Origin of the sequence: Kaistia sp. MMO-174 (assembly GCF_037147815.1) — a bacterium.
Taxonomy (GTDB): Bacteria; Pseudomonadota; Alphaproteobacteria; order Rhizobiales; family Kaistiaceae; genus Kaistia; species Kaistia nematophila.
The window spans coordinates 131450-152124 of sequence record NZ_JBBCUO010000003.1 but is presented as its reverse complement, the minus strand read 5'-3'; the positions used below and the strand labels follow the sequence as shown (position 1 = coordinate 152124).

At 66.9% G+C, this 20675-nt stretch carries 18 protein-coding genes; 8 read left to right on the top strand and 10 right to left on the bottom strand.

Features of this window, described 5'->3' with window-relative positions:
- The first annotated feature begins 81 nt into the window (after positions 1-81).
- From recA to WFK98_RS12605, 4 genes are all read left to right on the top strand, one after another.
- On the top strand, positions 82-1170 hold the full coding sequence (recA, locus tag WFK98_RS12620) for a recombinase RecA (protein WP_336800448.1): 1089 nt from the start codon (positions 82-84) through the stop codon (positions 1168-1170).
- 112 nt (positions 1171-1282) lie between these two features.
- Positions 1283-1654: a GFA family protein gene (locus WFK98_RS12615; protein WP_266338338.1), complete on the top strand. Its 372-nt coding sequence runs from the start codon at positions 1283-1285 to the stop codon at positions 1652-1654.
- Positions 1655-1794: 140 nt separating this feature from the next.
- A complete protein-coding gene (alaS, locus tag WFK98_RS12610) occupies positions 1795-4446 on the top strand; it encodes an alanine--tRNA ligase (RefSeq protein WP_336800447.1) in 2652 nt (883 codons plus the stop codon).
- A gap of 89 nt (positions 4447-4535) precedes the next feature.
- Positions 4536-6332, top strand: a complete 1797-nt coding sequence (locus WFK98_RS12605) for a cation:proton antiporter domain-containing protein (RefSeq protein WP_336800446.1) — start codon at positions 4536-4538, stop codon at positions 6330-6332.
- Positions 6333-6524: 192 nt separating this feature from the next.
- On the opposite strand, the gene WFK98_RS12600 is transcribed toward WFK98_RS12605, so the two are convergent.
- The 4 genes from WFK98_RS12600 to WFK98_RS12585 all read right to left on the bottom strand — a co-directional run bounded on the left by WFK98_RS12600 (position 6525) and on the right by WFK98_RS12585 (position 10050).
- Complete coding sequence (locus tag WFK98_RS12600) at positions 6525-7253, bottom strand: SDR family oxidoreductase (RefSeq protein ID WP_266338335.1); 729 nt, start codon at positions 7251-7253, stop codon at positions 6525-6527.
- Between the two features lie 76 nt (positions 7254-7329).
- On the bottom strand, positions 7330-8037 hold the full coding sequence (locus tag WFK98_RS12595; RefSeq protein ID WP_336800445.1) for a hypothetical protein: 708 nt from the start codon (positions 8035-8037) through the stop codon (positions 7330-7332).
- A 38-nt stretch (positions 8038-8075) separates the two neighbouring features.
- A complete protein-coding gene (locus tag WFK98_RS12590) occupies positions 8076-9098 on the bottom strand; it encodes an aldo/keto reductase (RefSeq protein ID WP_266338333.1) in 1023 nt (340 codons plus the stop codon).
- Between the two features lie 115 nt (positions 9099-9213).
- Positions 9214-10050, bottom strand: coding sequence for an oxidoreductase (locus tag WFK98_RS12585; RefSeq protein ID WP_336800444.1), 837 nt, complete (start codon positions 10048-10050; stop codon positions 9214-9216).
- A gap of 155 nt (positions 10051-10205) precedes the next feature.
- Between WFK98_RS12585 and WFK98_RS12580 the strand changes: the two genes are divergently transcribed.
- Together WFK98_RS12580 and WFK98_RS12575 are read left to right on the top strand one after the other, a co-directional pair.
- A complete protein-coding gene (locus tag WFK98_RS12580; RefSeq protein WP_336800443.1) occupies positions 10206-11120 on the top strand; it encodes an AraC family transcriptional regulator in 915 nt (304 codons plus the stop codon).
- Positions 11121-11203: 83 nt separating this feature from the next.
- Positions 11204-11965: a YbaY family lipoprotein gene (locus WFK98_RS12575; protein ID WP_266338330.1), complete on the top strand. Its 762-nt coding sequence runs from the start codon at positions 11204-11206 to the stop codon at positions 11963-11965.
- Between the two features lie 76 nt (positions 11966-12041).
- Here the strand turns inward: WFK98_RS12575 and WFK98_RS12570 are convergent, their stop codons facing one another.
- The 5 genes from WFK98_RS12570 to WFK98_RS12550 all read right to left on the bottom strand — a co-directional run bounded on the left by WFK98_RS12570 (position 12042) and on the right by WFK98_RS12550 (position 17784).
- Entirely contained in the window at positions 12042-13253 is a 1212-nt protein-coding gene (locus WFK98_RS12570) for an NADP-dependent isocitrate dehydrogenase (RefSeq protein ID WP_266338329.1), read from the bottom strand.
- A gap of 170 nt (positions 13254-13423) precedes the next feature.
- On the bottom strand, positions 13424-14764 hold the full coding sequence (locus WFK98_RS12565) for a glycosyltransferase family 2 protein (protein ID WP_266338328.1): 1341 nt from the start codon (positions 14762-14764) through the stop codon (positions 13424-13426).
- A gap of 294 nt (positions 14765-15058) precedes the next feature.
- Positions 15059-16276, bottom strand: a complete 1218-nt coding sequence (locus tag WFK98_RS12560) for a glycosyltransferase family A protein (RefSeq protein ID WP_336800442.1) — start codon at positions 16274-16276, stop codon at positions 15059-15061.
- A gap of 57 nt (positions 16277-16333) precedes the next feature.
- A complete protein-coding gene (locus tag WFK98_RS12555; RefSeq protein ID WP_336800441.1) occupies positions 16334-17224 on the bottom strand; it encodes a glycosyltransferase family 2 protein in 891 nt (296 codons plus the stop codon).
- Entirely contained in the window at positions 17221-17784 is a 564-nt protein-coding gene (locus WFK98_RS12550; protein ID WP_266338325.1) for an HdeD family acid-resistance protein, read from the bottom strand. Before WFK98_RS12550 ends, WFK98_RS12555 begins: the two co-directional genes overlap by 4 nt.
- 130 nt (positions 17785-17914) lie before the next feature.
- On the opposite strand from WFK98_RS12550, the gene WFK98_RS12545 reads away from it, so the two are divergent.
- Positions 17915-18724, top strand: a complete 810-nt coding sequence (locus WFK98_RS12545; RefSeq protein ID WP_336800440.1) for an RNA methyltransferase — start codon at positions 17915-17917, stop codon at positions 18722-18724.
- Positions 18721-19518: a glutamate racemase gene (gene murI / locus WFK98_RS12540; protein ID WP_336800439.1), complete on the top strand. Its 798-nt coding sequence runs from the start codon at positions 18721-18723 to the stop codon at positions 19516-19518. The genes WFK98_RS12545 and murI overlap by 4 nt, the downstream gene beginning before the upstream one ends.
- Before the next feature lie 33 nt (positions 19519-19551).
- Here the strand turns inward: murI and WFK98_RS12535 are convergent, their stop codons facing one another.
- Complete coding sequence (locus tag WFK98_RS12535) at positions 19552-20553, bottom strand: LLM class flavin-dependent oxidoreductase (protein WP_336800438.1); 1002 nt, start codon at positions 20551-20553, stop codon at positions 19552-19554.
- Positions 20554-20675 lie beyond the last annotated feature (122 nt).

Genomic DNA, 20675 nt, shown 5'->3' with positions numbered 1-20675 from the left:
ATTCCGCTTGAAGATGAGAACAAAACATGTACATTGTCCCTGTTTGCTCACTTCCGAGCGGTGTGGAATAAGGAGCCCGGAATGTCTCAATCTTCTCTCCGTCTCGTCGAAGGGGCCACCATGGACAAGTCGAAGGCGCTGGACGCAGCGCTCTCCCAGATCGAGCGAGCCTTTGGCAAGGGCTCGATCATGCGCCTCGGGCAGAACAAGGCCGTCGAGATCGGCACCGTATCCACCGGCTCGATCGGGCTCGATATCGCGCTCGGAATTGGCGGCCTGCCGCGCGGTCGCATCGTCGAGGTCTACGGGCCGGAATCGTCGGGCAAGACGACGATGGCGCTGCAGACCATCGCCGAAGCCCAGAAGAGTGGCGGCATCTGCGCCTTCGTCGACGCCGAGCACGCGCTCGACCCGGTCTATGCCCGCAAGCTCGGCGTCAATCTCGATGATCTCCTGATCTCGCAGCCTGACACGGGCGAGCAGGCGCTCGAGATCACCGACACGCTGGTGCGCTCCGGCGCGGTCGACGTGCTTGTCGTCGATTCGGTCGCCGCGCTGACGCCGCGCGCTGAAATCGAGGGCGAGATGGGCGACAGCCTGCCCGGCATGCAGGCGCGCCTGATGAGCCAGGCGCTGCGCAAGCTCACCGCTTCGATCTCCAAGTCGAACACCATGGTGATCTTCATCAACCAGATCCGCATGAAGATCGGCGTCATGTTCGGCAATCCGGAGACGACGACGGGCGGCAATGCGCTGAAGTTCTATGCCTCCGTCCGCCTCGACATCCGCCGCATCGGCGCGATCAAGGAGCGCGACGACGTGGTCGGCAACCAGACCCGCGTCAAGGTCGTCAAGAACAAGCTGGCTCCGCCCTTCAAGCAGGTCGAATTCGACATCATGTATGGCGAAGGCATCTCCAAGATGGGCGAGTTGATTGACCTCGGCGTCAAGGCCGGCATCGTCGAGAAGTCGGGCGCGTGGTTCTCCTATGACAGCCAGCGCCTGGGCCAGGGCCGCGAGAACGCCAAGCAGTTCCTGCGCGACAATCCCAAGGCGGCTGCCGCGATCGAACTGGCGATCCGCCAGAACGCCGGCCTGATCGCCGACCAGCTCACCAAGGGTTCGCCCGAGGGCGAGGGAGATGACGGCGACGACGCCATGGAGGCGTGATCGTTCCGATCCGTCGCTTCGGATGGCGGCTGTCGCCGTCATCCGCGCTCGGCTATGCTGGTGACAATTCCGGCTGTGCCGGTGAAAAAGAACAAGACGGGGAGGGGTGGGAATGTCCGAGCCGGCGATGGATCCGGAGACGCGCAGCGGCGGGTGTCATTGCGGGCGCGTCCGCTTCACGGCGCGCGGCGCCTTCGGCGCGGCGATCTCCTGCAATTGCTCGATCTGCGGCAAGCGCGGCCATTGGCTCGCCTTCGTGCCGGCCCGCGATTTCGAGCTGGAGCAGGGGGCTGATTCCCTTTCCGACTACCAGTTCAACCATCGCCGCATCCACCATCTCTTCTGCTCGACCTGCGGCGTCGGCTCCTTCGGGCGCGGCACCGCGCCGGACGGTTCGGCGATGGTGGCGGTCAATGTGCGCTGCCTCGACGACGTCGATCTCGCCGCCGTGACTGTTACGCCCTATGACGGCCGCAGCGCCTGAACGGCGCCGTCGCGCGCGACGTTAAGGACGGCGTACGCGTTTTCTGGACAGTCCGACGGACGGTCGCTACAAACGCCCGCACAATTCCTTCGGCGGGGCGCCTTCCATGCGCGCCCCCACTGTAGCAGGCGGGTCAGTTCATGAGCAGCGTCAACGACATCCGGTCGGCGTATCTCGGCTTCTATCAGAAGAACGGTCACGAGATCGTCGCGTCGAGCCCGCTCGTGCCGCGCAACGATCCGACCCTGATGTTCACCAATGCCGGCATGGTCCAGTTCAAGGACTACTTCACCGGCCGTTCCGCCGCGCCCTATCCGCGCGCCACGACGTCGCAGAAATGCGTCCGCGCCGGCGGCAAGCACAACGATCTCGACAATGTCGGCTACACCGCCCGGCATCACACCTTCTTCGAGATGCTCGGCAACTTCTCCTTCGGCGACTATTTCAAGGAGCGGGCGATCGAGCTCGCCTGGACGCTGGTCACCAAGGAGTTCGGCCTCGCCAAGGACAAGCTCTGCGTCACCGTCTACCACGACGACGAGGAAGCCTTCGGCCTCTGGAAGAAGATCGCCGGCCTCTCCGACGACAAGATCATCCGCATCGCCACCTCCGACAACTTCTGGCAGATGGGCGACACCGGCCCCTGCGGTCCCTGTTCGGAGATCTTCTACGACCACGGCGACCATATCCCCGGCGGCCCGCCCGGCAGCCCGGACGAGGATGGCGACCGCTTCATCGAGATCTGGAATCTCGTCTTCATGCAGTTCGAGCAGATCGCGCCGGGCAACCGCGTGCCGCTGCCGCGTCCCTCGATCGACACCGGCATGGGCCTCGAGCGCATCGCCGCCGTTCTGCAGGGCGTGCATGACAATTACGACATCGACCTGTTCAAGGCGCTGATCCGCGCCTCGGTCGAGGCGACCGGCGTGCCGGCCGAGGGCGCCAACCGCGCCAGCCACCGCATCATCGCCGACCACCTGCGGGCCTCGAGCTTCCTGATCGCCGACGGCGTGCTGCCGTCGAACGAGGGCCGCGGCTATGTGCTCCGCCGCATCATGCGCCGCGCCATGCGCCATGCGCACCTGCTCGGAGCGGCCGAGCCGCTGATCTGGCGCCTGGTGCCGGCGCTGGTCCGCGAGATGGGCCAGGCCTATCCGGAGCTGGTCCGCGCCGAGGCGCTGATCACCGAGACGCTGAAGCTCGAGGAAATCCGCTTCCGTCGCACGCTGGCGCGCGGCCTGACGCTGCTCGACGACGCGACCGGCTCGCTGACCCGTGGCGCGACGCTCGACGGCGAGACCGCCTTCAAGCTCTACGACACCTATGGCTTCCCGCTCGACCTGACGCAGGACGCGCTGCGCGCCCGCGGCATCGCGGTCGATACCGACGCGTTCCAGACCGCGATGGAGCGGCAGAAGGCCGAGGCCCGCGCCAATTGGGCCGGTTCGGGCGACACCGCGACCGAGACGGTCTGGTTCTCGCTGCGTGACAAGCTCGGCGCGACGGAATTCCTTGGCTATTCGGCCGAGGCGGCCGAGGGCAAGGTGCTGGCGCTGGTGCGTGACGGCGCCGAGATCGCCGAGGCGAAGGCCGGCGAGCCGGTGTCGATCGTCGTCAACCAGACGCCGTTCTATGCCGAATCGGGCGGCCAGGTCGGCGATGCCGGCCGCATCGTCACCGAGGCCGGCGCCGTCGTCGAGATCGAGGACACGCAGAAGCGTGCCGACGGCCTGTTCGTCCATATCGGCAAGGTCGAGAGCGGTACGATCGCGACCGGCGACGCCGTGCGCCTGACGGTCGATCACGCGCGCCGCGGCACGATCCGCTCCAACCATTCGGCCACCCACCTGCTGCATGCGGCGCTGCGCCGCGTGCTCGGCGACCATGTCGCGCAGAAGGGCTCGATGGTGGCGCCGGAGCGTCTCCGCTTCGACTTCAGCCATCCGAAGCCGATCGACGAGGCGGAACTCGCCGCCGTCGAGGAGATCGCCAACGCGATCGTGCTGCAGGACGCCCCGGTGGTGACCCGCCTGATGGATCGCGAAGAGGCGATGCATTCGGGCGCGATGGCGCTGTTCGGCGAGAAGTATGGCGACGAGGTTCGCGTCGTCTCGATGGGCGAAGAGAACGGCAAGGCCTATTCGGTCGAGCTTTGCGGCGGCACCCATGTCGGCCGCACCGGCGAGATCGGCCTTGTGACCTTCGTCGGCGAAAGCGCGGTCGCGGCCGGCGTTCGCCGTGTCGAGGCGCTGACCGGCAAGGCGGCGCGCGAGCATCTCGAACTGCAGGACAAGCGCCTGAAGGCCGTGGCGGCCGCGCTCAAGGTCCGTCCGGACGAGGCGGCGGAGCGGGTGCAGTCGCTGGTCGACGACAAGCGCCGCCTCGAGCGCGAACTGGCGGAAGCGAAGAAGAAGCTGGCGCTCGGCGGTGGCGGCGGCCAGGCGGCCGGCGACGGCGTGCGCGAGGTCGGTTCGGTGCGCTATCTCGGCCGGGTCGTGTCGGGGATTTCGCCGAAGGACTTGAAGGGGCTCGTCGACGACGCCAAGAAGTCCGTGGGCTCGGGCATCGTCGCGATCGTCGGCGTCTCGGATGATGGCAAGGCCGGCCTGGTCGTCGGCGTCAGCGAGGATCTCGTCGGCCAGTACAGCGCCATCGATCTGGTTCGCGCCGGTTCGGACGCGCTCGGAGGCAAGGGCGGCGGCGGCCGTCCGGACATGGCCCAGGCTGGCGGCCCGGATGGCGGCAAGGCGGATGCCGCGCTCGCCGCGATCGAGGCGGTTCTCGCCGGCTAAGCGGCCGGAGAGCGAAGGGTATACGGGTTCGCGCGGGCACCGCGCGAACCGAAGAGCACGGTGTTCGGCACCCAGGTGAGGATGGCGCTGTGGAAAATCTCGCGGCGGGCAGGGAACTCCTGATCTTCCTGGTCGCCGCGGGCATCGTCGTGCCTCTGTTCCAGTTCATGCGCCTCGGCGTCGTGCTCGGCTTCCTTATCGCCGGCATCGCCGTGGGGCCGGGCGGCTTCGGCCATCTGGCCCAGACCTGGCCGATCTTCGGCTACGCCGCGATCACCGACGTGACGCGGCTGCAGACGCTCGGCGATCTCGGCGTCCTGTTCCTGCTCTTCACCATCGGTCTCGAGCTGTCGCTGGGCCGGCTCGCGTCCATCGGCAAGATGATGGTGCAGGTTGGCGGCCTGCAGGTGGTTCTCGCCACGGCCGTCATCTACGCCCTCGCCGCATGGGCCGGCTTCCAGTTCGACGATTCGCTGGTGCTCGGCATGGCCTTCGCCCTGTCCTCGACCGCCATCGTCACGCAGTCGCTGATCGAACGGAAGCGGCTGGTGGCGCCCTCGGGCCGCATCACCCTCGGCGTGCTGATCCTGCAGGACCTGACAGTCGTGCCGATCGTCATCGTGGTGGGCATCCTGGGCACGGCCGGAGCGACGGCGGGCGCTAGCGTCGGGCTGGCGCTCGTCCAGGGCATCGGCATTGCCGTCGCCGTGGTCGTCGCCGTGCTCGCGCTCGGTCGATTCCTGATCAAGCCGCTGATGCAGCTCGCGGGCGCGACGGGGAACCGCACGCTGCTGATCGCCATCACGCTGCTGATCATCATCGGCGCGGGGGCGCTGACATCGGCGGCCGGGCTGTCCTCGGCGCTCGGCGCCTTCCTGGCCGGCCTCCTGCTCAGCGAGAGCGAGTATCGCCATCAGCTCGATGTCGATGTCGAGCCGTTTAAGGACTTGCTGCTCGGCCTGTTCTTCATGACGGTCGGCATGACGATCGATCTCGACATCGTCGTCCTGCAATGGTCGATGGTGCTGCTCGCGCTGCTGATGATGCTGGCGGTCAAGCTGGTTACGGCCTATGCCGCGGCGCGCCTGGTCCGCGTCGAGCGGCCCGTGGCGATCGAGACGGCCTTCCTGCTCGCCGGCGCCGGCGAATTCGCCTTCGTGATGTTCGCGCTTGCCTTCCGCGAGAAGGTCATCGATGCCGACGTCGCCCATTTCGCGACCACGGTCGCGGCGCTTTCCATGCTGTTCACCCCGGCGCTGGGGATCGTCGGCGGGCGTATTGCTCGATATCTCGAAAGCCGGCGAGATACGGCGAATCATGGCGTCCATGCCGACGAGGCGTTCTCCGACCATGTCATCATCGGCGGCTATGGCCGCGTCGGCGGCATGGTTGGGGGCCTGCTCAAGGCCGAGGGCATTCCCTTCGTGGCGCTCGATCTCGACATCGTGCATGTCGAGCGCGCCAAGAAGGACGGCCTGCCGGTCTTCTATGGTGACGCGACGCGCGTGGAAATCCTGACACGGCTCGGCGCGGACAAGGCGGTCGCCTTCGTGGTGACGGCGGATGGCGGCGACATGGCGAAGCGCATGGTCGAGGCGATCCGAGCGCGCTGGCCCAACGCAACGATCCATGCGCGCGCCCGCAGCGTCGCGCATGCGCGCGAATTGCTGGATCTCGGCGCCACCCATGTCGTACCGGAGGCCTTCGAGGGCAGCCTGCAGCTTAGCGGCGAATTGCTGGCCGCGATCGGCTTGCCTTCGGAAGTGGTCGAGAGCCGCCTCTCGGGGGTACGGGCGATCGTCGAGGCGCGGCTGAGCGAGGAGGGGCCCTATCCCTCCGAACCGAAAGCGCCTGCCGGGCCGCAGACGCAGCTCGGCGACGACTGAAGGCGCAGGGGCGACGGACGAGCGGGCGCCTTCGCGCCGACCGGGAAAGGGAGCCGCGCCGCGGCGGCGGGGCTCCCGCTCGAATAGGCCCCAGAGCATTTCACCGTTTCATTGAAACGGCGGAATGTTCCAAGGCCCTGTTTGGTCGCGTTTTCTTGGCGCGAACCGGCCGCCACCTCGCTCGAAAGCGTTCTAGTTGACCAGGAAGCCGCCATCGACCGGCAGCGCCACGCCGTTGATCATCGAAGCCTTGTCGGAAAGCAGGTAGGCGATCGTCTCGGCGACCTCGCGCGGCTCGATGAAGCGGCCGAGCGGGATGCGCGCCAGCATCGGATCGGCCTTGGCCGGGTCGCTCCAGGCCTTGACCGCCATCGGCGTCAGCGTCACGCAGGGATTGACCGCGTTGACGCGGATGCCCTTGCGGCCGAGTTCGTTGGCCATCACCGTGGTGAGCCCGTCGAGCGCGCCCTTGGAGGCGCAATAGGCGGCGTGGTCCTCGAAGCCGATCCAGGAGGAGAGCGACGAAACGTTGACGATCGAGCCCTTGATGCCGCGCTCGATCATGTTGCGCGCCGTCTCCTGGGCGACGATCGCCGCCGCGATGACGTTGACGTTGTAGAGGTGCTGGAAGCTCTCGACCTTGGCATCGAGGAACGGCTCCAGCGTCGTGGTGCCGGCGCAATTGACCAGGAGATCGATCGGCTGGGCGGCGCGGGCCGCCTCGCGCGTCGCGACAGGATCGGCGAGGTCGACGGCGTAGGTCTCGCAGCCGGTTTCGGCGGCGAGCGTCTCCAGATCCTTCGGATCGCGCGAGAGCGCCACGACGGTGGCGCCATATTCGGCCAGCAGCAGCACGGTGGCGCGGCCGATGCCCTTGCCCGCGCCCGTGACCAGGATGCGCTTGCCCTTGAATTCAGTCATCTATTTCCTCCCGATGTATTTGACGGGAGCCTAGCGCGAACCCGGCGGCAAATGCCATGGCCTTGAGCGGTTCGTTTCAGCATTCCCAGATCGTCAACGGCCCCAATGGTGCGAAGCCGAGATCGAGCGATCGGGCGAGATCGTCGCCGCGCTCATAGCCGATGAGGGGGAGATCGCCGGCAAGCCCGAGCGCGAAGCGCAGCGCCGCTGCCCTGCATGCTTCGTAGGCGTCGTCCGGGCCGAAGACGTTCGACCAGCCGAGCGCCCCGGGCGAGCGGTTCAGCGCCGCTCCGGCGACCACGGCATCGCCGCGCCAGCCGGCGATCAGCGTGATGGCGGGGTCGGCCAATAGAGGCGCGGCGAAGGGAGAGGGGGCGGGATCCGTTCCGGACCAGCCCGCCCGCCAGGCGTCGAAGTCGGCGGGCGTCGAAACGGTCCCCCAGTCGAGGCCGGCATCGCCTTGGGGAGCCGGTATCCCGGCCGGGCGGCCGATCCAGGTGGCGGAAAAGAGGGGCGCGAAGCCGAGCGGCGCGAGATCGAGCGCGGCGAAGCTGTCCTTCACCGCGAACCCGCCGGGGAGGTCGGCGACGAGCGTCACTAGGGCGTCGAGCTGTGTTTGTTTATCGTCGGGGCGTAGTGTGACGGCGTTGGGGTAGAAGCGCGGCGCCGGGTTCCGGTTCAGCCAGACGCTTCCATTAAAGTGGCCCGCGAGGCCGTGTGCGCGAAAGACGGCGTCGCACCATCCGGCGTTGTTCAGGGCTGCAAGGCGGACGAGATCGCTCATCCGCCCTGCATCTCGTGGCGGCGTGCCGCCGTCAAGCGTCAGTCCTGGCGGCGATAGGTGCTCTGGCGCTCGATCATCCAGCCCGGATATTCCGCCGGCAGCGCGCTGACCTCGTCGAGGCGCTTCAGCTCCTCGGCAGAGAGCTGGACGGTGGTGGCGGCCAGGTTGTCGTCGAGCTGCTCGACGCTCTTCGCGCCGACGATCACCGAGGTGACGACTGGCTGGTGCAGCAGCCAGGCGAGCGCGATGCGGGCGACCGAAACGCCCTTGGCGTCGCCGATCTCGCGCATCACGTCGATCACGTCGAAGGCGCGATCCTTGTTGATCGGCGGGAAGTCGAAGCTGGCGCGGCGGGCACCGTCCGGTCCCTTGCCGTCGCGATCATACTTGCCGGAGAGGAAGCCGCCGGCGAGCGGGCTCCACACCATCAGGCCGACCTTCTGGTCGCGCAGCATCGGAACGATGTCACGCTCGAGGTCGCGGCCGGCGATGGTGTAGTAGGCCTGCAGCGAGGCAAAGCGCGCCCAGTCCTTGCTGTCGGCGATGCCGAGCGCCTTCATGATTTGCCACGACGCCCAGTTGGAGACGCCGACATAGCGGACATGGCCCTGGCGGACGAGGTCGTCGAGGGCGCGCACCGTCTCCTCGACCGGGGTCAGCGGATCGAAGCCGTGGATCTGGTAGAGGTCGATATAGTCGGTGCCGAGGCGCTTCAGGCTCGCCTTGACGGCGTCCATGATGTGGCCGCGCGAGGCGCCGCGATCGTTGGGGCCGGGGCCGGTCTGGCCGAGCGCCTTGGTGGCCAGCACGATGTCGGTGCGCTTGCGGCCGGAATTGACCATGGCGCGGCCGGTCACTTCTTCCGAGACGCCTTCCGAATAGACATCGGCCGTGTCGATGAAATTGACGCCGGCGTCGAGCGCGCGGGCGACGATGTTGTCGGCGACCGACTGGTCGAGCTGGCCGATCGCGGTCCAGAAGCCGCGACCGCCGAAGGTCATGGTGCCGAGGCAGATCTCGGAAACGAGAAGGCCGGTGCCGCCGAGTGTCTTGGTTCGCATGGGGAGATCCGTTCTGATGGAGGATGGCGCCGCGCCGGACGCCGATCGGGGAGGGAGATAGGGTATCTGTGCGGACGAGCCATGGTTCGTCCGGAGCGTATCGTTCGCGCGACGGCTAGAAGCTGCCGTCGGTCGTGGGGGAGAGCGGGCGGGTCGCTTCGTACTCGCCCTGCAGCCGCTCGATCTTCGCTGCGAAGATGGCGGCGGCGTCGGTGCCGGCCGCATAGCGGAACGGCGGCTTTTCGCGCCCGGCGAGGTCGACGATGACGTCGGCGAGCTTGGCCGGATCGCCGGCCTGCTGGTGGTTGCGCTCGCAATAGCCGTTGCGGATCTGCGCCGAGACCTCGGCATAGTCGGCGATGGCGTTGCTGCCGAAGCGGACCGAGGTCTCGTCGAGGAAGTCGGTGCGGAAGAATCCGGGCTCGACGATGGTGACATGAATGCCGAACGGCGCCACTTCCTGGGCGAGCGACTCCGAGAAGCCCTCGACGGCGAACTTGCTGGCGCAATAGAGCGAGCCGCCGAGGCCGCCGCGCAGGCCGGCGACCGAGGACAGGTTGAAGATGTGGCCGGCGCGCTGGCCGCGCATCACCGGCAGCACGGCGCGGGTGACGTTGAACAGGCCGAACACATTGGTGGCGAACTGGCGTTCGGCGTCGCCTGCCGCCGTCTCCTCGAACAGGCCGAGATGACCGTAGCCGGCATTGTTGACCAGCACGTCGATGCGGCCGAACCTCTGGATGGCTGCTTCGACGGCGGCGGTGATCTGCGCCGCGTCGGTGACGTCGAGGGCTAGCGCCAGCACGCGATCGCCCGCGTCGGCGAAGGCGTCGCGGATGGCGGCGGGGTCGCGCCCGGTGGCGACGACGCGGTCGCCCTGCCTCAGGGCTGCCTTGACGATCTCCGCGCCGATGCCGCGCGTCGAACCGGTGACGAACCAGGTCTTGTTCATGTCGAGCTCCTTCGCTTCATCCGGAAAGATGGGGCGCGGGCTGACAAAGCGTTACCAGGATGCTGCCAGCTTCTTGCACGATCCTCTCAGAGTGCCGATCTAGGCTGTTAGCCCGCTTGCGCCGCGCAGCCGGCGGATATTCTATCGGAGCCACCATGGAAGCCATGCATGAACTCCGCGCGCTGATCGAGCGCCATTGCACCGAAACCCGGTTCGAAACGGCGGTCCCGCGTGTGACGCTGATGCGTTCCGCGAGCCAGACGGCGCCGACCCGCGTGCTCTATGAGCCGCTGTTCTGCGTCGTGGCGCAGGGGCGCAAGCAGGTGATGGTTGGCGACAAGGTGCTGATCTATGACACGGCGAAATATCTGGTCGTCTCGGTCGACCTGCCGGCCAGCGGCGCGATCCTCGACGCCAGCGACACCGAGCCCTATCTCGCCTTCAGCATGCGGATCGACCGCACCGCGCTCGCCTCGATGATCCTCGAACTGGCGGAGCATCTCGACGATGACGACGCGCCTTCGGCCGGCATGGCCGTCAGCCCGATCGATGCGGAATTGCTCGATCCTGTCATCCGCATGGTCCGCCTGCTCGACCGTCCCCGCGATTCCGGGATTCTATCCCCGCTGATCGAGCGCGAGATCCTCTATAGGCTGCTGACCGGCGCGCAGGGCCGCATGCTGCGCCAGATCGCGCTTTCCGACAGCCGGCTTTCCTGCGTCAATCGCGCGATCGACTGGATCAAGCACAATTTCAGCGAGGCGATCCGCATCGAGGGCCTCGCCGCGATCGCCGGCATGAGCGTCTCATCGTTCCACCGGCATTTCAAGGCAGTGACGTCGATGAGCCCGCTGCAGTTCCAGAAGCAGATCCGCCTGCAGGAGGCGCGCCGGCTGCTGCTGGGCCAGCGCGCGGATGCCGGCAGCATCGGCTTCGCCGTCGGCTATGAAAGCCAGTCGCAGTTCAGCCGCGAATATAGCCGCCTGTTCGGCGAACCGCCCGGCCGCGACGCAGCGCGGCTGCGCGAACTCTCGGTTCTCGATCCCCAGCGCCTCTCGCAGCCGGTCTAGCGGTCAGGCTTGCCCTTGCTGCTCACTTCCAGTGAGATCGGAGGCGGGTGAAACGCCCTGGATCTCGCCTGGGAGGAAACGCCATGCGGCTCTTCGGTCGGAAAATATGGGCGGCAGCGCTCGCGGCCCTTGTCGGCCTCAATGCCATGGCGGCGCTCGCCGCCACGCGGACGCTGCACGGGGAGGTCGTCTATCGCGAGCGGATGGCGCTGCCGCCGGACGCCCGCGTCACGGTCCAGCTTCAGGACGTCTCGCTGGCCGACGCGCCGTCGAGGACGATCGCCGAGACTCGCTTCCGGGCGCGCGGCCAGGCGCCGATTCCCTACAGCCTCCACTTCGACGCCGCGAAGCTGCAGCCGCGCCATAGCTATGCGCTGCGGGCGACGATCTCGGTCGGCGACCGGCTCTGGTTTACCTCGACCAGCCGCCATGCGGTCGAGATCGGCGGTCCGGACCGGATCGACATCCCGTTGCAGCGCGTGGCTGGGCAGGCCCAGCCGCGCCTCGCTGCCGGGCCCGCCGGACGCTGGCTCGCCGAGGATATTCGCGGCGGCGGCGTCATGGACTATCTACAGACTGTCCTCGTCATCGCCCCGAACGGCAGGGTCAGCGGTTCGGGCGGCTGCAACTCCATGGGCGGCAGCGCTACGATCCGCGGCGACGGCATCCGCTTCGGCCGGATCGTCACCACCATGAAGGCCTGCACGCCTGCGGCGATGAACCAGGAGCGGAAATTCCTCGACGCGCTCAGGCAGGTTCGCCGGTGGCGCGTCGACGCCCCCCGTCAAAAGCTGATTCTGAGCGATGACGGCGGCCGGCCGATCCTCGTGCTGTCGAAGATGTAGGCCGCGCGCAGGCGACAAAGAAAAGGCCCCCACCCGGGCGGGAGGGGGCCTCGTTCATTTCGCGATAGGCTAGGGCTTAAGCCATTGCCTTGGTCAGGTTCTCGCTGACCTTGTCGAGGAAGCCGGTGGTGGAGAGCCACTTCTGATCCGGGCCGACGAGCAGCGCGAGATCCTTGGTCATGTCGCCGGCTTCGACCGTGTCGACGCAGACCTTCTCGAGCGTCGTCGCGAACTTGGCGAGTTCGGCGTTGTCGTCGAGCTTGGCGCGATGGGCGAGGCCACGCGTCCAGGCGAAGATCGAAGCGATCGAGTTGGTCGACGTCTCCTTGCCCTGCTGGTGCTGGCGGTAGTGGCGCGTCACGGTGCCGTGGGCGGCTTCGGCCTCGACGGTCTTGCCGTCGGGCGTCAGCAGCACGGAGGTCATCAGGCCGAGCGAGCCGAAGCCCTGCGCGACGGTGTCGGACTGGACGTCGCCGTCATAGTTCTTGCAGGCCCAGACGTAGCCGCCGGACCACTTCAGGGCCGAGGCGACCATGTCGTCGATCAGGCGGTGCTCATAGGTGATGCCGGCGGCCTTGAAGGCGGCGGCGAACTCGGCGTCGAACACTTCCTGGAACAGGTCCTTGAAGCGGCCGTCATAGGCCTTGAGGATGGTGTTCTTGGTCGACAGATAGACCGGGTACTTGCGCATCAGGCCGTAGTTCAGCGAGGCGCGGGCGAACTCGCGAATCGATTCGTCGAGGTTGTACATCGCGAGCGCGACGCCGGCGCCCGGGAACTTGAAGACTTCCTTCTCGATGACGGTGCCGTCCTCGCCCTCGAACTTGATCGTCATCCGGCCCTTGCCGGGAACCTTGAAATCGGTCGCCTTGTACTGGTCGCCGAAGGCATGACGGCCGACGATGATCGGCTGGGTCCAGCCGGGAACCAGGCGGGGCACGTTCTGGCAGATGATCGGCTCGCGGAAGATCACGCCGCCGAGGATGTTGCGGATGGTGCCATTCGGCGACTTCCACATTTCCTTGAGGTTGAATTCCTTCACGCGGGCTTCGTCCGGCGTGATGGTGGCGCACTTGACGCCGACGCCGACCTTCTTGATCGCCTCGGCCGCTTCGATCGTCACCTGGTCGTTGGTGGCGTCGCGATGCTCGATGCCCAGGTCGTAATACTGGAGGTCGAGATCGAGGTAGGGGTGGATCAGCTTGTCCTTGATGTTCTGCCAGATGATCCGGGTCATCTCGTCGCCGTCGAGCTCAACGACGGGATTGGCTACCTTGATCTTCGCCATGGAGGGGAACCTCGCTTCTGGGTTGACGGCGAAGCCTGCCGGCGGAAGGAGGTCGCGGGCGGAGCGGCGCCGAGGATGGTGCGGGCTCCCCTATAGCATCGTGCTCAAAACGCGCAAAGGCGGGCGGCGGCGAGAAGGGGGTGCGACATCGCCGCCCGGTTGCGGACGCGTCAGGGCTGGCCGGTCGGAGACAGCAGGGCGGAAAGCCTCGCGCGCCGCTTGCGCACGAAGCGCTTGAGCTGGGCGTGCCACTGGCGCGCTGCGCCGATATGCAGTTCCAGCCGGGCGTGAGCCGGCCAGTTGGAGCCATGAAGCGCGTCGAGGCTCGAACGCAGCAGCGGCTTCGGCAGGAACTCGGCCAGCTTGCGGGCGGTCCTGCTCGCACCGAAGGTCGCGGCGAGATGGCGGACCTGTTCGTCGAGGAACTGGTCGCGCTTCCACTCCGCCAGATCCTGCCCCGACCTGAGCCCGCCCTGTTCGAACAGGACGCCCAACGCGGCCCAATAGCGCTTCTCGCCGATGCGAGCCGAGAAATCGGCGGCGTTGGCGACAAAGACCCGCATGATTTCGCGCATGCGCAGGACGCGAAACCTGGTCGCCGGCCCGGCGTCGCTGCCGAGAAAGGCGAGGCTCGGCACCGAAGCGGCGAAGTTGCTGCCGTGGATGCGATAGGTCGAAAGCGGCAGGTCGATCACGGCCGATCCGCCGAGGAGATGGCCGAGCCGGTTGTAGTGTCCATCGGCGGAAAGCTTGGGAAGGTCGGCCGCGCGGCACGCGGGGGCGAGCATGTCGAGGATGAACCGCCGATACATGTTCGCTGTGCCGGGCGACCAGGGCCATTCGGCCGAGAGAGGCTGGATCAGGCGGGTGTGGCGCGAGAGCACCGCAAAGGCGTTGTCATCGATGGATGGCAGGCGCGGCACGATCTCTGCGGCCCGCAGACCCGTCGCGATTTCCTCGCGCCGCATTTGGGTCCGCGCCCGGTGGCCGTTGAGCATGGCGCCATCCGGCCCAGTCTCGATCGCCGTGCTGGAGGTGAACGCCACATTGAGACGGCTTGCGAGGTGAACCTGGATATGTGTCGAGGCGAAATTCGACAGCAGCGTGTCGTCGGAATCGACGAAGGCGACGAAATCGCCCGTTGCGTGTTCCAGCCCGAGAAGCGCGCCGCCGAGCGGCCCGAGATTGATGTCGGAATGGATGACCCGAAAGCGCGGGTCGTCGCCAACATGCCGTTCGATCACCTCGCGGCTGTCATCCGTCGAGGCGTTGTCGACGATCACGACCTCGAAGTTCGGATAGTCCTGGGCCTGGATCGAGTCGATCGTGCGGCCGACATAGCGGCCATAGTTCCAGTTGCGAACGATGAAGGAGACCTTCGGCAGCTTTACCTCGCCCGCCGTCGCCAGCCTCGAGGTCGCTAGGCCGCCGATCGTGAGGGCCGTTTCCCGCCGGGCGATGCCAGGCGAGGCGAGGATGCCGGATCTTGAGGTCTCCAAACGGGTGAGCATCGATCGAGTCAGGCGCCTTGAAGCTGTCGATCGCCGTCGGCGTCTCGACAAGCTGCTGGGTGGATATGCTGAGCGGTTGTCCCGTAGCCGGCTTTCCGACCGACTTTCATTGGTATGCGCGCCTGTTTGGGCACGCAATGACTTGGTTGGAATTTATCCAGAATAGTGGGTGGAAAACCGCTGCAACGGCGGGTAGGTCGCGGCCACAGGGTGTTTGGCTACCGGAGCGCTGCCTGACGGCGCTCCCGCCGCGTGAGTTGCCGGGGAGGCCGCGTCGAGTGCCGCCCGGGTTCTTCAGGCGCGTCCGGGCTGGCCCTGCCGGCGTCGGCCGCGGCGGGAGCGGAGATAAAGACGGAGATTCCCATGCATCTGGCGCAGGGCCCTCGATCGGATGGCCCAGTGTATGCGTAGCGGCAGGCGTTGGCCGTAGCGCCGATGCAGGATGGCCAATACGGCGGATCGCGACAACAGCGCCTGCAACTGATGGATGGCCTCCCGCTCACCCAGCGCGCCCGCGAGCTGCGCGAACGGCCCGTCCATCAGGCTGGCGATCTCGGCAGGATCGGGCATCGCGGCGCCGGGCTCGAGGCCCAGCATGGCGGCAAACGCGTCCCAGTAGCGCTTCGCCCCGATGCGGCGGGCAAACTCCGCCCCGTTCGCCGCCCAGACGCCGAGCTTGCCGCGGTCCCCCGCGACCGGCCAGTCGAGGCCGCCGGCGCTGGCGCCAGGGCCGGCATGAGCGTGCCGGGACGCTAGCAGGGGCAGACGGATCGCCGCCGAGCCGCCGAGCCATTGGCAGAGCGGCGCGAAATGCGCGTCCGCCGACGACGGGGAAGCGTCCGCCCCGTCCGGCGGGAGCAGCATGTCGATGACGAAGCGCCGGTATACCTGGATGGTCGCGGGCGAAGCCGTCCAGTCCCGTATCGCGGGTTCGACCAAGGCCGTGCTGGACGCCAGACGGGCGAAGGCGTCGTCGTCGAGGGATGCGAGGCGGAGGACGGGCACCGCCGGTTGCAGCCAGGGCCGGGGCGCAGGCATCTCCGCCGGCATGCGTCCGCCGGCCTGGATCGCCTCGTCGTCGTGCCGGGGGGAGGCTGTCAGGGCCACGTTGTGGCGGCTCGCCAGGTGCGTCTGGATATGCGCGGAGGCGAAGCCCGGCGAGGGAAGTTCGCTCGCGTCGAGAAAGACGACGAACTCGCCCTCCGCGGCCGCAAGGCCGATCGTCGCCAGCCGAAAGGAGCCGAGATCGGAAGAAGCGCCGACCCGCTTGAAGCGAGGATCGGCGGCGACCTGCGGGGCAAGCGCCGCGGGGCCATCGCCCGCAGGACCCGCCTCCACCACGATGACCTCGAAGCGGGGATAATCCTGGATCCGCAAGGCTTCGATGGCCGGGCCAAAATCCGAGCCTGGGCGGCCTGTGATGACGAAGGACAGCAAGGGCAGGCGGATGGCGCCGGGCATGGCCAGTTGGCCGGCCCCGACGTTCTGGATCGAGAAGTCAGATTTATCCATGGGTCCTCGTCTGGAACGATCCCGTCCGTACGGTCCGTTCCACGTAGTCGCTGCCGATCAGGCGATCTGCTTCCTTCGGATGTTCTTGCGGAACCAGCGTTCCTGCTTCTTGTTGTCCTTTCCGAACGACGCCCTTCCAGAATCGAAATGCTGCAGTTGCGGCGCCGTCACGCTCGAATTCCGGCCATGCACGCGATAGCCGGACAGAGGTTCGCTGAGCAGGATCGTGCCGGCTTCGGCGTGGCAGAACGGGGCGGCCGAGGCGTCGAGCGCGAACTTTACCTCGATCGGAACCCGGATCGCCGACATCAGCCGCTCGATGCCCCTTCTTCGATAGACGATCGATGTGCCCGGATGCCAGAACCAGCGCGACGGACCCGCCGGCACCAGCGTCATCGCAAGCGGCAGGGGCGTCTCGTGCTGGGTCGGAACCTCGATATCCACCCAGCCCGGCCGCTCCGCTGCGTCCATCTTCCACCATTGCGGCATGTTGCCGGCGATGACGGTGCCATGCTTGTCGACCTGCAGCGTGTCGCCGCTCGACAGTCCTGCGCCATTGTCCACCAGCAGATGGGCGCGGACATGGTGGCTGACGAAATGCGGAAACAGGAAATCGTCGGTATCGAGAAAGGCGACGAAATCGCCGGAAATGCGATGCTGCGTGACGATGTGGTGCGCGGCGCCGAGCTGGCCGATGTTCCGGTCGAGCTGAATGACGCGGACCTGCGGGTTCTGCTCGGCGAAGCCGCGGATCCGCGCCGCGCTGTCATCCTCCGAACCATTGTCGAGGACGATGATCTCCAGCGATGGATAGTCCTGCGCCACGGCTGATTGCAGCGCGACGGAGAGGTAGGCGCCATAGTTCCAGTTGATCGCGATGATCGTGACGAGCGGCAGCTTCGCGCTGCCGCTCACGCCATAGGCATGGCGCCATTCGGCATCCTTCATGCAGTGATGCGGCGCGCCGCCAGCGCCAGGGCGATGTAGCTCCAGCCCGTGAAGATCAGCGAGATGCCGGCCAGCGTGCCGGGCACCCAGAGGCCGGAGAATGGATATTGCAGCAGGATGAACAGGCCGGCGAGGAAGGCAATGATGCCGGCCGCCAGGATCCAGCCCCAGCCATCCATCGGACGGACGCGCATGGAGAGGGCGATCTGGAAGATGCCCTTGGCCATGAAGATCGAGGCGATGATCAGGGTGAGCGCGACGCTGCCGACGACCGGCGACATGTAGATCGCAACGCCGCCGATCAGGACGACGAGGCCGACCACGAGCTGCCAGAGGAAGCCGCCCCAGCCCTGGACGCTGAAGGCCTGGAAGATCTGGACTAGGCCGGCGATGACCAGGACAATGGCGAGGAAGATGGTCACGGTTACGCTGGAGATCAGCGGCATGGCGATGGCGAAGATGCCGCCGATCGCGAACACGATACCGAGAAACAGGAACCAGCCCCATTTCTCTCGCACGGTCGAAGAAAAGCTTCTATTGGCTGCCAGATCTGCGGGCATCTCAGGTTCTCCCCTAGGAGCAAGGTTGCGACTCACCCGAGTCGTACAACCTGCTTCGCGCCGCGCAAATATAGCGTGACCGCTTTCTATGGGCTAGGAGATGGCGAAACCAACATTATGCACGGACGAAATGGTCGATTCTGAACTTCTAGTCGACGGGCCCGCCGTCATTCTCGTCGAACCCCAGCTTGGCGAGAACATCGGCACGGCTGCCCGCGCCATGGCGAATTTCGGCCTGCGCGATCTCCGCATCGTCAATCCGCGCGATGGCTGGCCGAACGAGCACGCGCGCCGCGCCGCCAGCCGCGCCGACCATGTTTTCGATCGCATCCGCCTGTTCCAGACGGTCGAGGAAGCGGTCGCCGATCTCGGCTACCTGGTCGCGACCACGGCCCGTTCGCGCGAGCTCGCCAAGACCGTGCGCGGCCCCGCCTCGGCGGCCGGCATCATGCGCGGCCAGATGGAGGGCGGCGTCCGCGCCGGCATCCTGTTCGGGCGCGAGCGTATCGGCCTGACCAACGAGGAGATATCGCTTGCCGACGAGATCGTGACGCTGCCGATCGATCCGCAGTTCGCTTCGCTCAACATCGCCCAGGCGGTGCTGATCCTCGCCTATGAATGGCGGCGTAGCGGTCTGGAGTCGGAGGAATCCGGGCTTCGCTTCACGACGCCGAACGACAGCCGGCCGGCGACCAAGCAGGAGCTGATCGGACTGTTCGAGCATCTCGAAGGCGCGCTCGACGCGGTCACCTTCTTCCGGCCGGCCGAGAAGCGTCCGGTCGTGGTGCAGACGCTGCGCGCCATGCTGCAGAAGGCGCAGTTCACCGAGGCCGATATCCGCACGCTGCGCGGCGTCGTCGCGGCGCTGGAAAACCGGCCGACCCGGCCGCGCAAGCGCGCCGACGGCACAGAAACCACCAGCCGCGAGGCCGAGGATTGACCGCCAGGCTGCTGGTCTTCGATTCGGGTATCGGCGGCCTCTCCGTTCTGCGCGAGATCCGGCGAAAACTGCCTTCGGCGGAGATCGCCTATGTCGCTGACGATGCCGCCTTTCCCTATGGCGACTGGGATGCCGCGCCACTTTCGGAGCACATCGTCGCCCTGATGGGGCGGCTGATCGAGCGCTTCAGGCCGGATGCGGTTGTGATCGCCTGCAACACGGCGTCGACGCTGGTGCTGTCGCCGCTGCGCGCTCTGCATCCGATCCCGTTCATCGGCACCGTGCCGGCGATCAAGCCGGCGGCCGAGCGCTCGAAAAGCCATGTCGTCGGCGTGCTGGCGACGCCGGGCACGATGAAGCGCGATTATACCCGCGAATTGATCCGCAGCTTCGCCACGGATTGCCACGTCCGGCTCGTCGGATCGTCCGAACTGGCTCCGCTCGCCGAGGCGGTTATGCGTGGCGATGCCGTCGATGACGGCGCCATCCGCGCCGAGATCGAACCGGCTTTCATCGAGGTCGAGGGGCGGCGAACCGACACGATCGTGCTCGCCTGCACGCATTATCCCTTCCTGATCGACCGCCTCGAGGCCGTCGCGCCCTGGCCGGTCGGCTGGATCGATCCTGCCGAAGCGATCGCCCGGCGGGTGCTGTCGGTGTTGTCGCTGACGGCAGAGCCGGCCGGCAGTCCGATGGTCGAGGGGCAGGCCTTCCTGACTTCCGGCAAGCCGTGGGCGCCGGCGCAGCTGCGCCTGCTGGCGCAGTTCGGACTTTCCGGCTCCGTCCTGGCCTGATGGCGGGGCGCGGCCGCGCCCCGCTCCGGCATTTCAGCCGCGATGCGCGTCCATCAGGATCTCGAACGAACGCTTGCGGTCGGCCGGGTCGTAGAAATCGGTCGTGACGATCAGTTCGTCGGCACCGGTCTGCTCGATGAACATGGCGAGCTTTTCCTTCACCGTCTTCGGCCCGCCGATGATGGCGACGCCGAGATGCGAACGCACATAGGCTTCCTCGCGCGGCTCCCAGAGGCCATCCATGCTGTCGACCGGCGGCATCAGCACGGTCGGCTGGCCGCGTACCAGATTGACCAGGCGCTGGTACTGCGTCGTCGCCTGATAATGCGCCGTCTCGTCGGTGTCGGCGGCGATCACCGGCAGTCCGACCATCACATAGGGCTTCTCCAGATATTCGGACGGCCGGAAGAAGTGCCGGTAGGTCTCCAGCGCGTCCATCAGGCGCTGCGGCGCGAAATGGCTGGCGAAGGAGAAGGGCAGGCCGAGCAGGCCGGCCAACTGGGCGCTGAAGGTGGATGAACCGAGCAGCCACACGGGCACGTTGGAGCCGGCGCCGGGAACGGCGCGCAGCTTCTGTCCCTCGGCCGCCGGCGCAAGCAGGGCGAGCAGTTCCTGCACGTTCTGCGGGAAGGCGTTGTCGTCGTCGGTCATGTCGCGGCGGAGCGCGCGCATGGTCATCGGATCGCTGCCCGGAGCACGGCCGAGACCAAGGTCGATCCGGCCCGGATAGAGCGCTTCCAGCGTGCCGAACTGCTCGGCGATGACGAGCGGCGCATGGTTGGGCAGCATCACGCCGCCGGAGCCGACGCGGATCGTCGACGTGCCGCCCGCAAGATAGCCGATCAGGACGGACGTGGCCGAACTGGCGATGCCGGGCATGTTGTGATGCTCGGCGACCCAGAAGCGATTGTAGCCCAGCCCCTCGACATGACGGGCGAGGTCCAGCGAATTGTGGAGCGCGGCGGCGACATTTCCGTCCTGACGCACCGGGGCGAGGTCGAGGACGGAAAGCGGAATGGCGGATGGCTGGGGCATGAAGAGGTCCGGTAGGGCAAGGATATCGGCTATGTGGGAAGCCAGGTCTGGAGGGGAAGACCATCCTCCTTCTTTTTTGTATGGATTGATACATTATTTCGCTCCCCAGTTCGCGGCCGCTG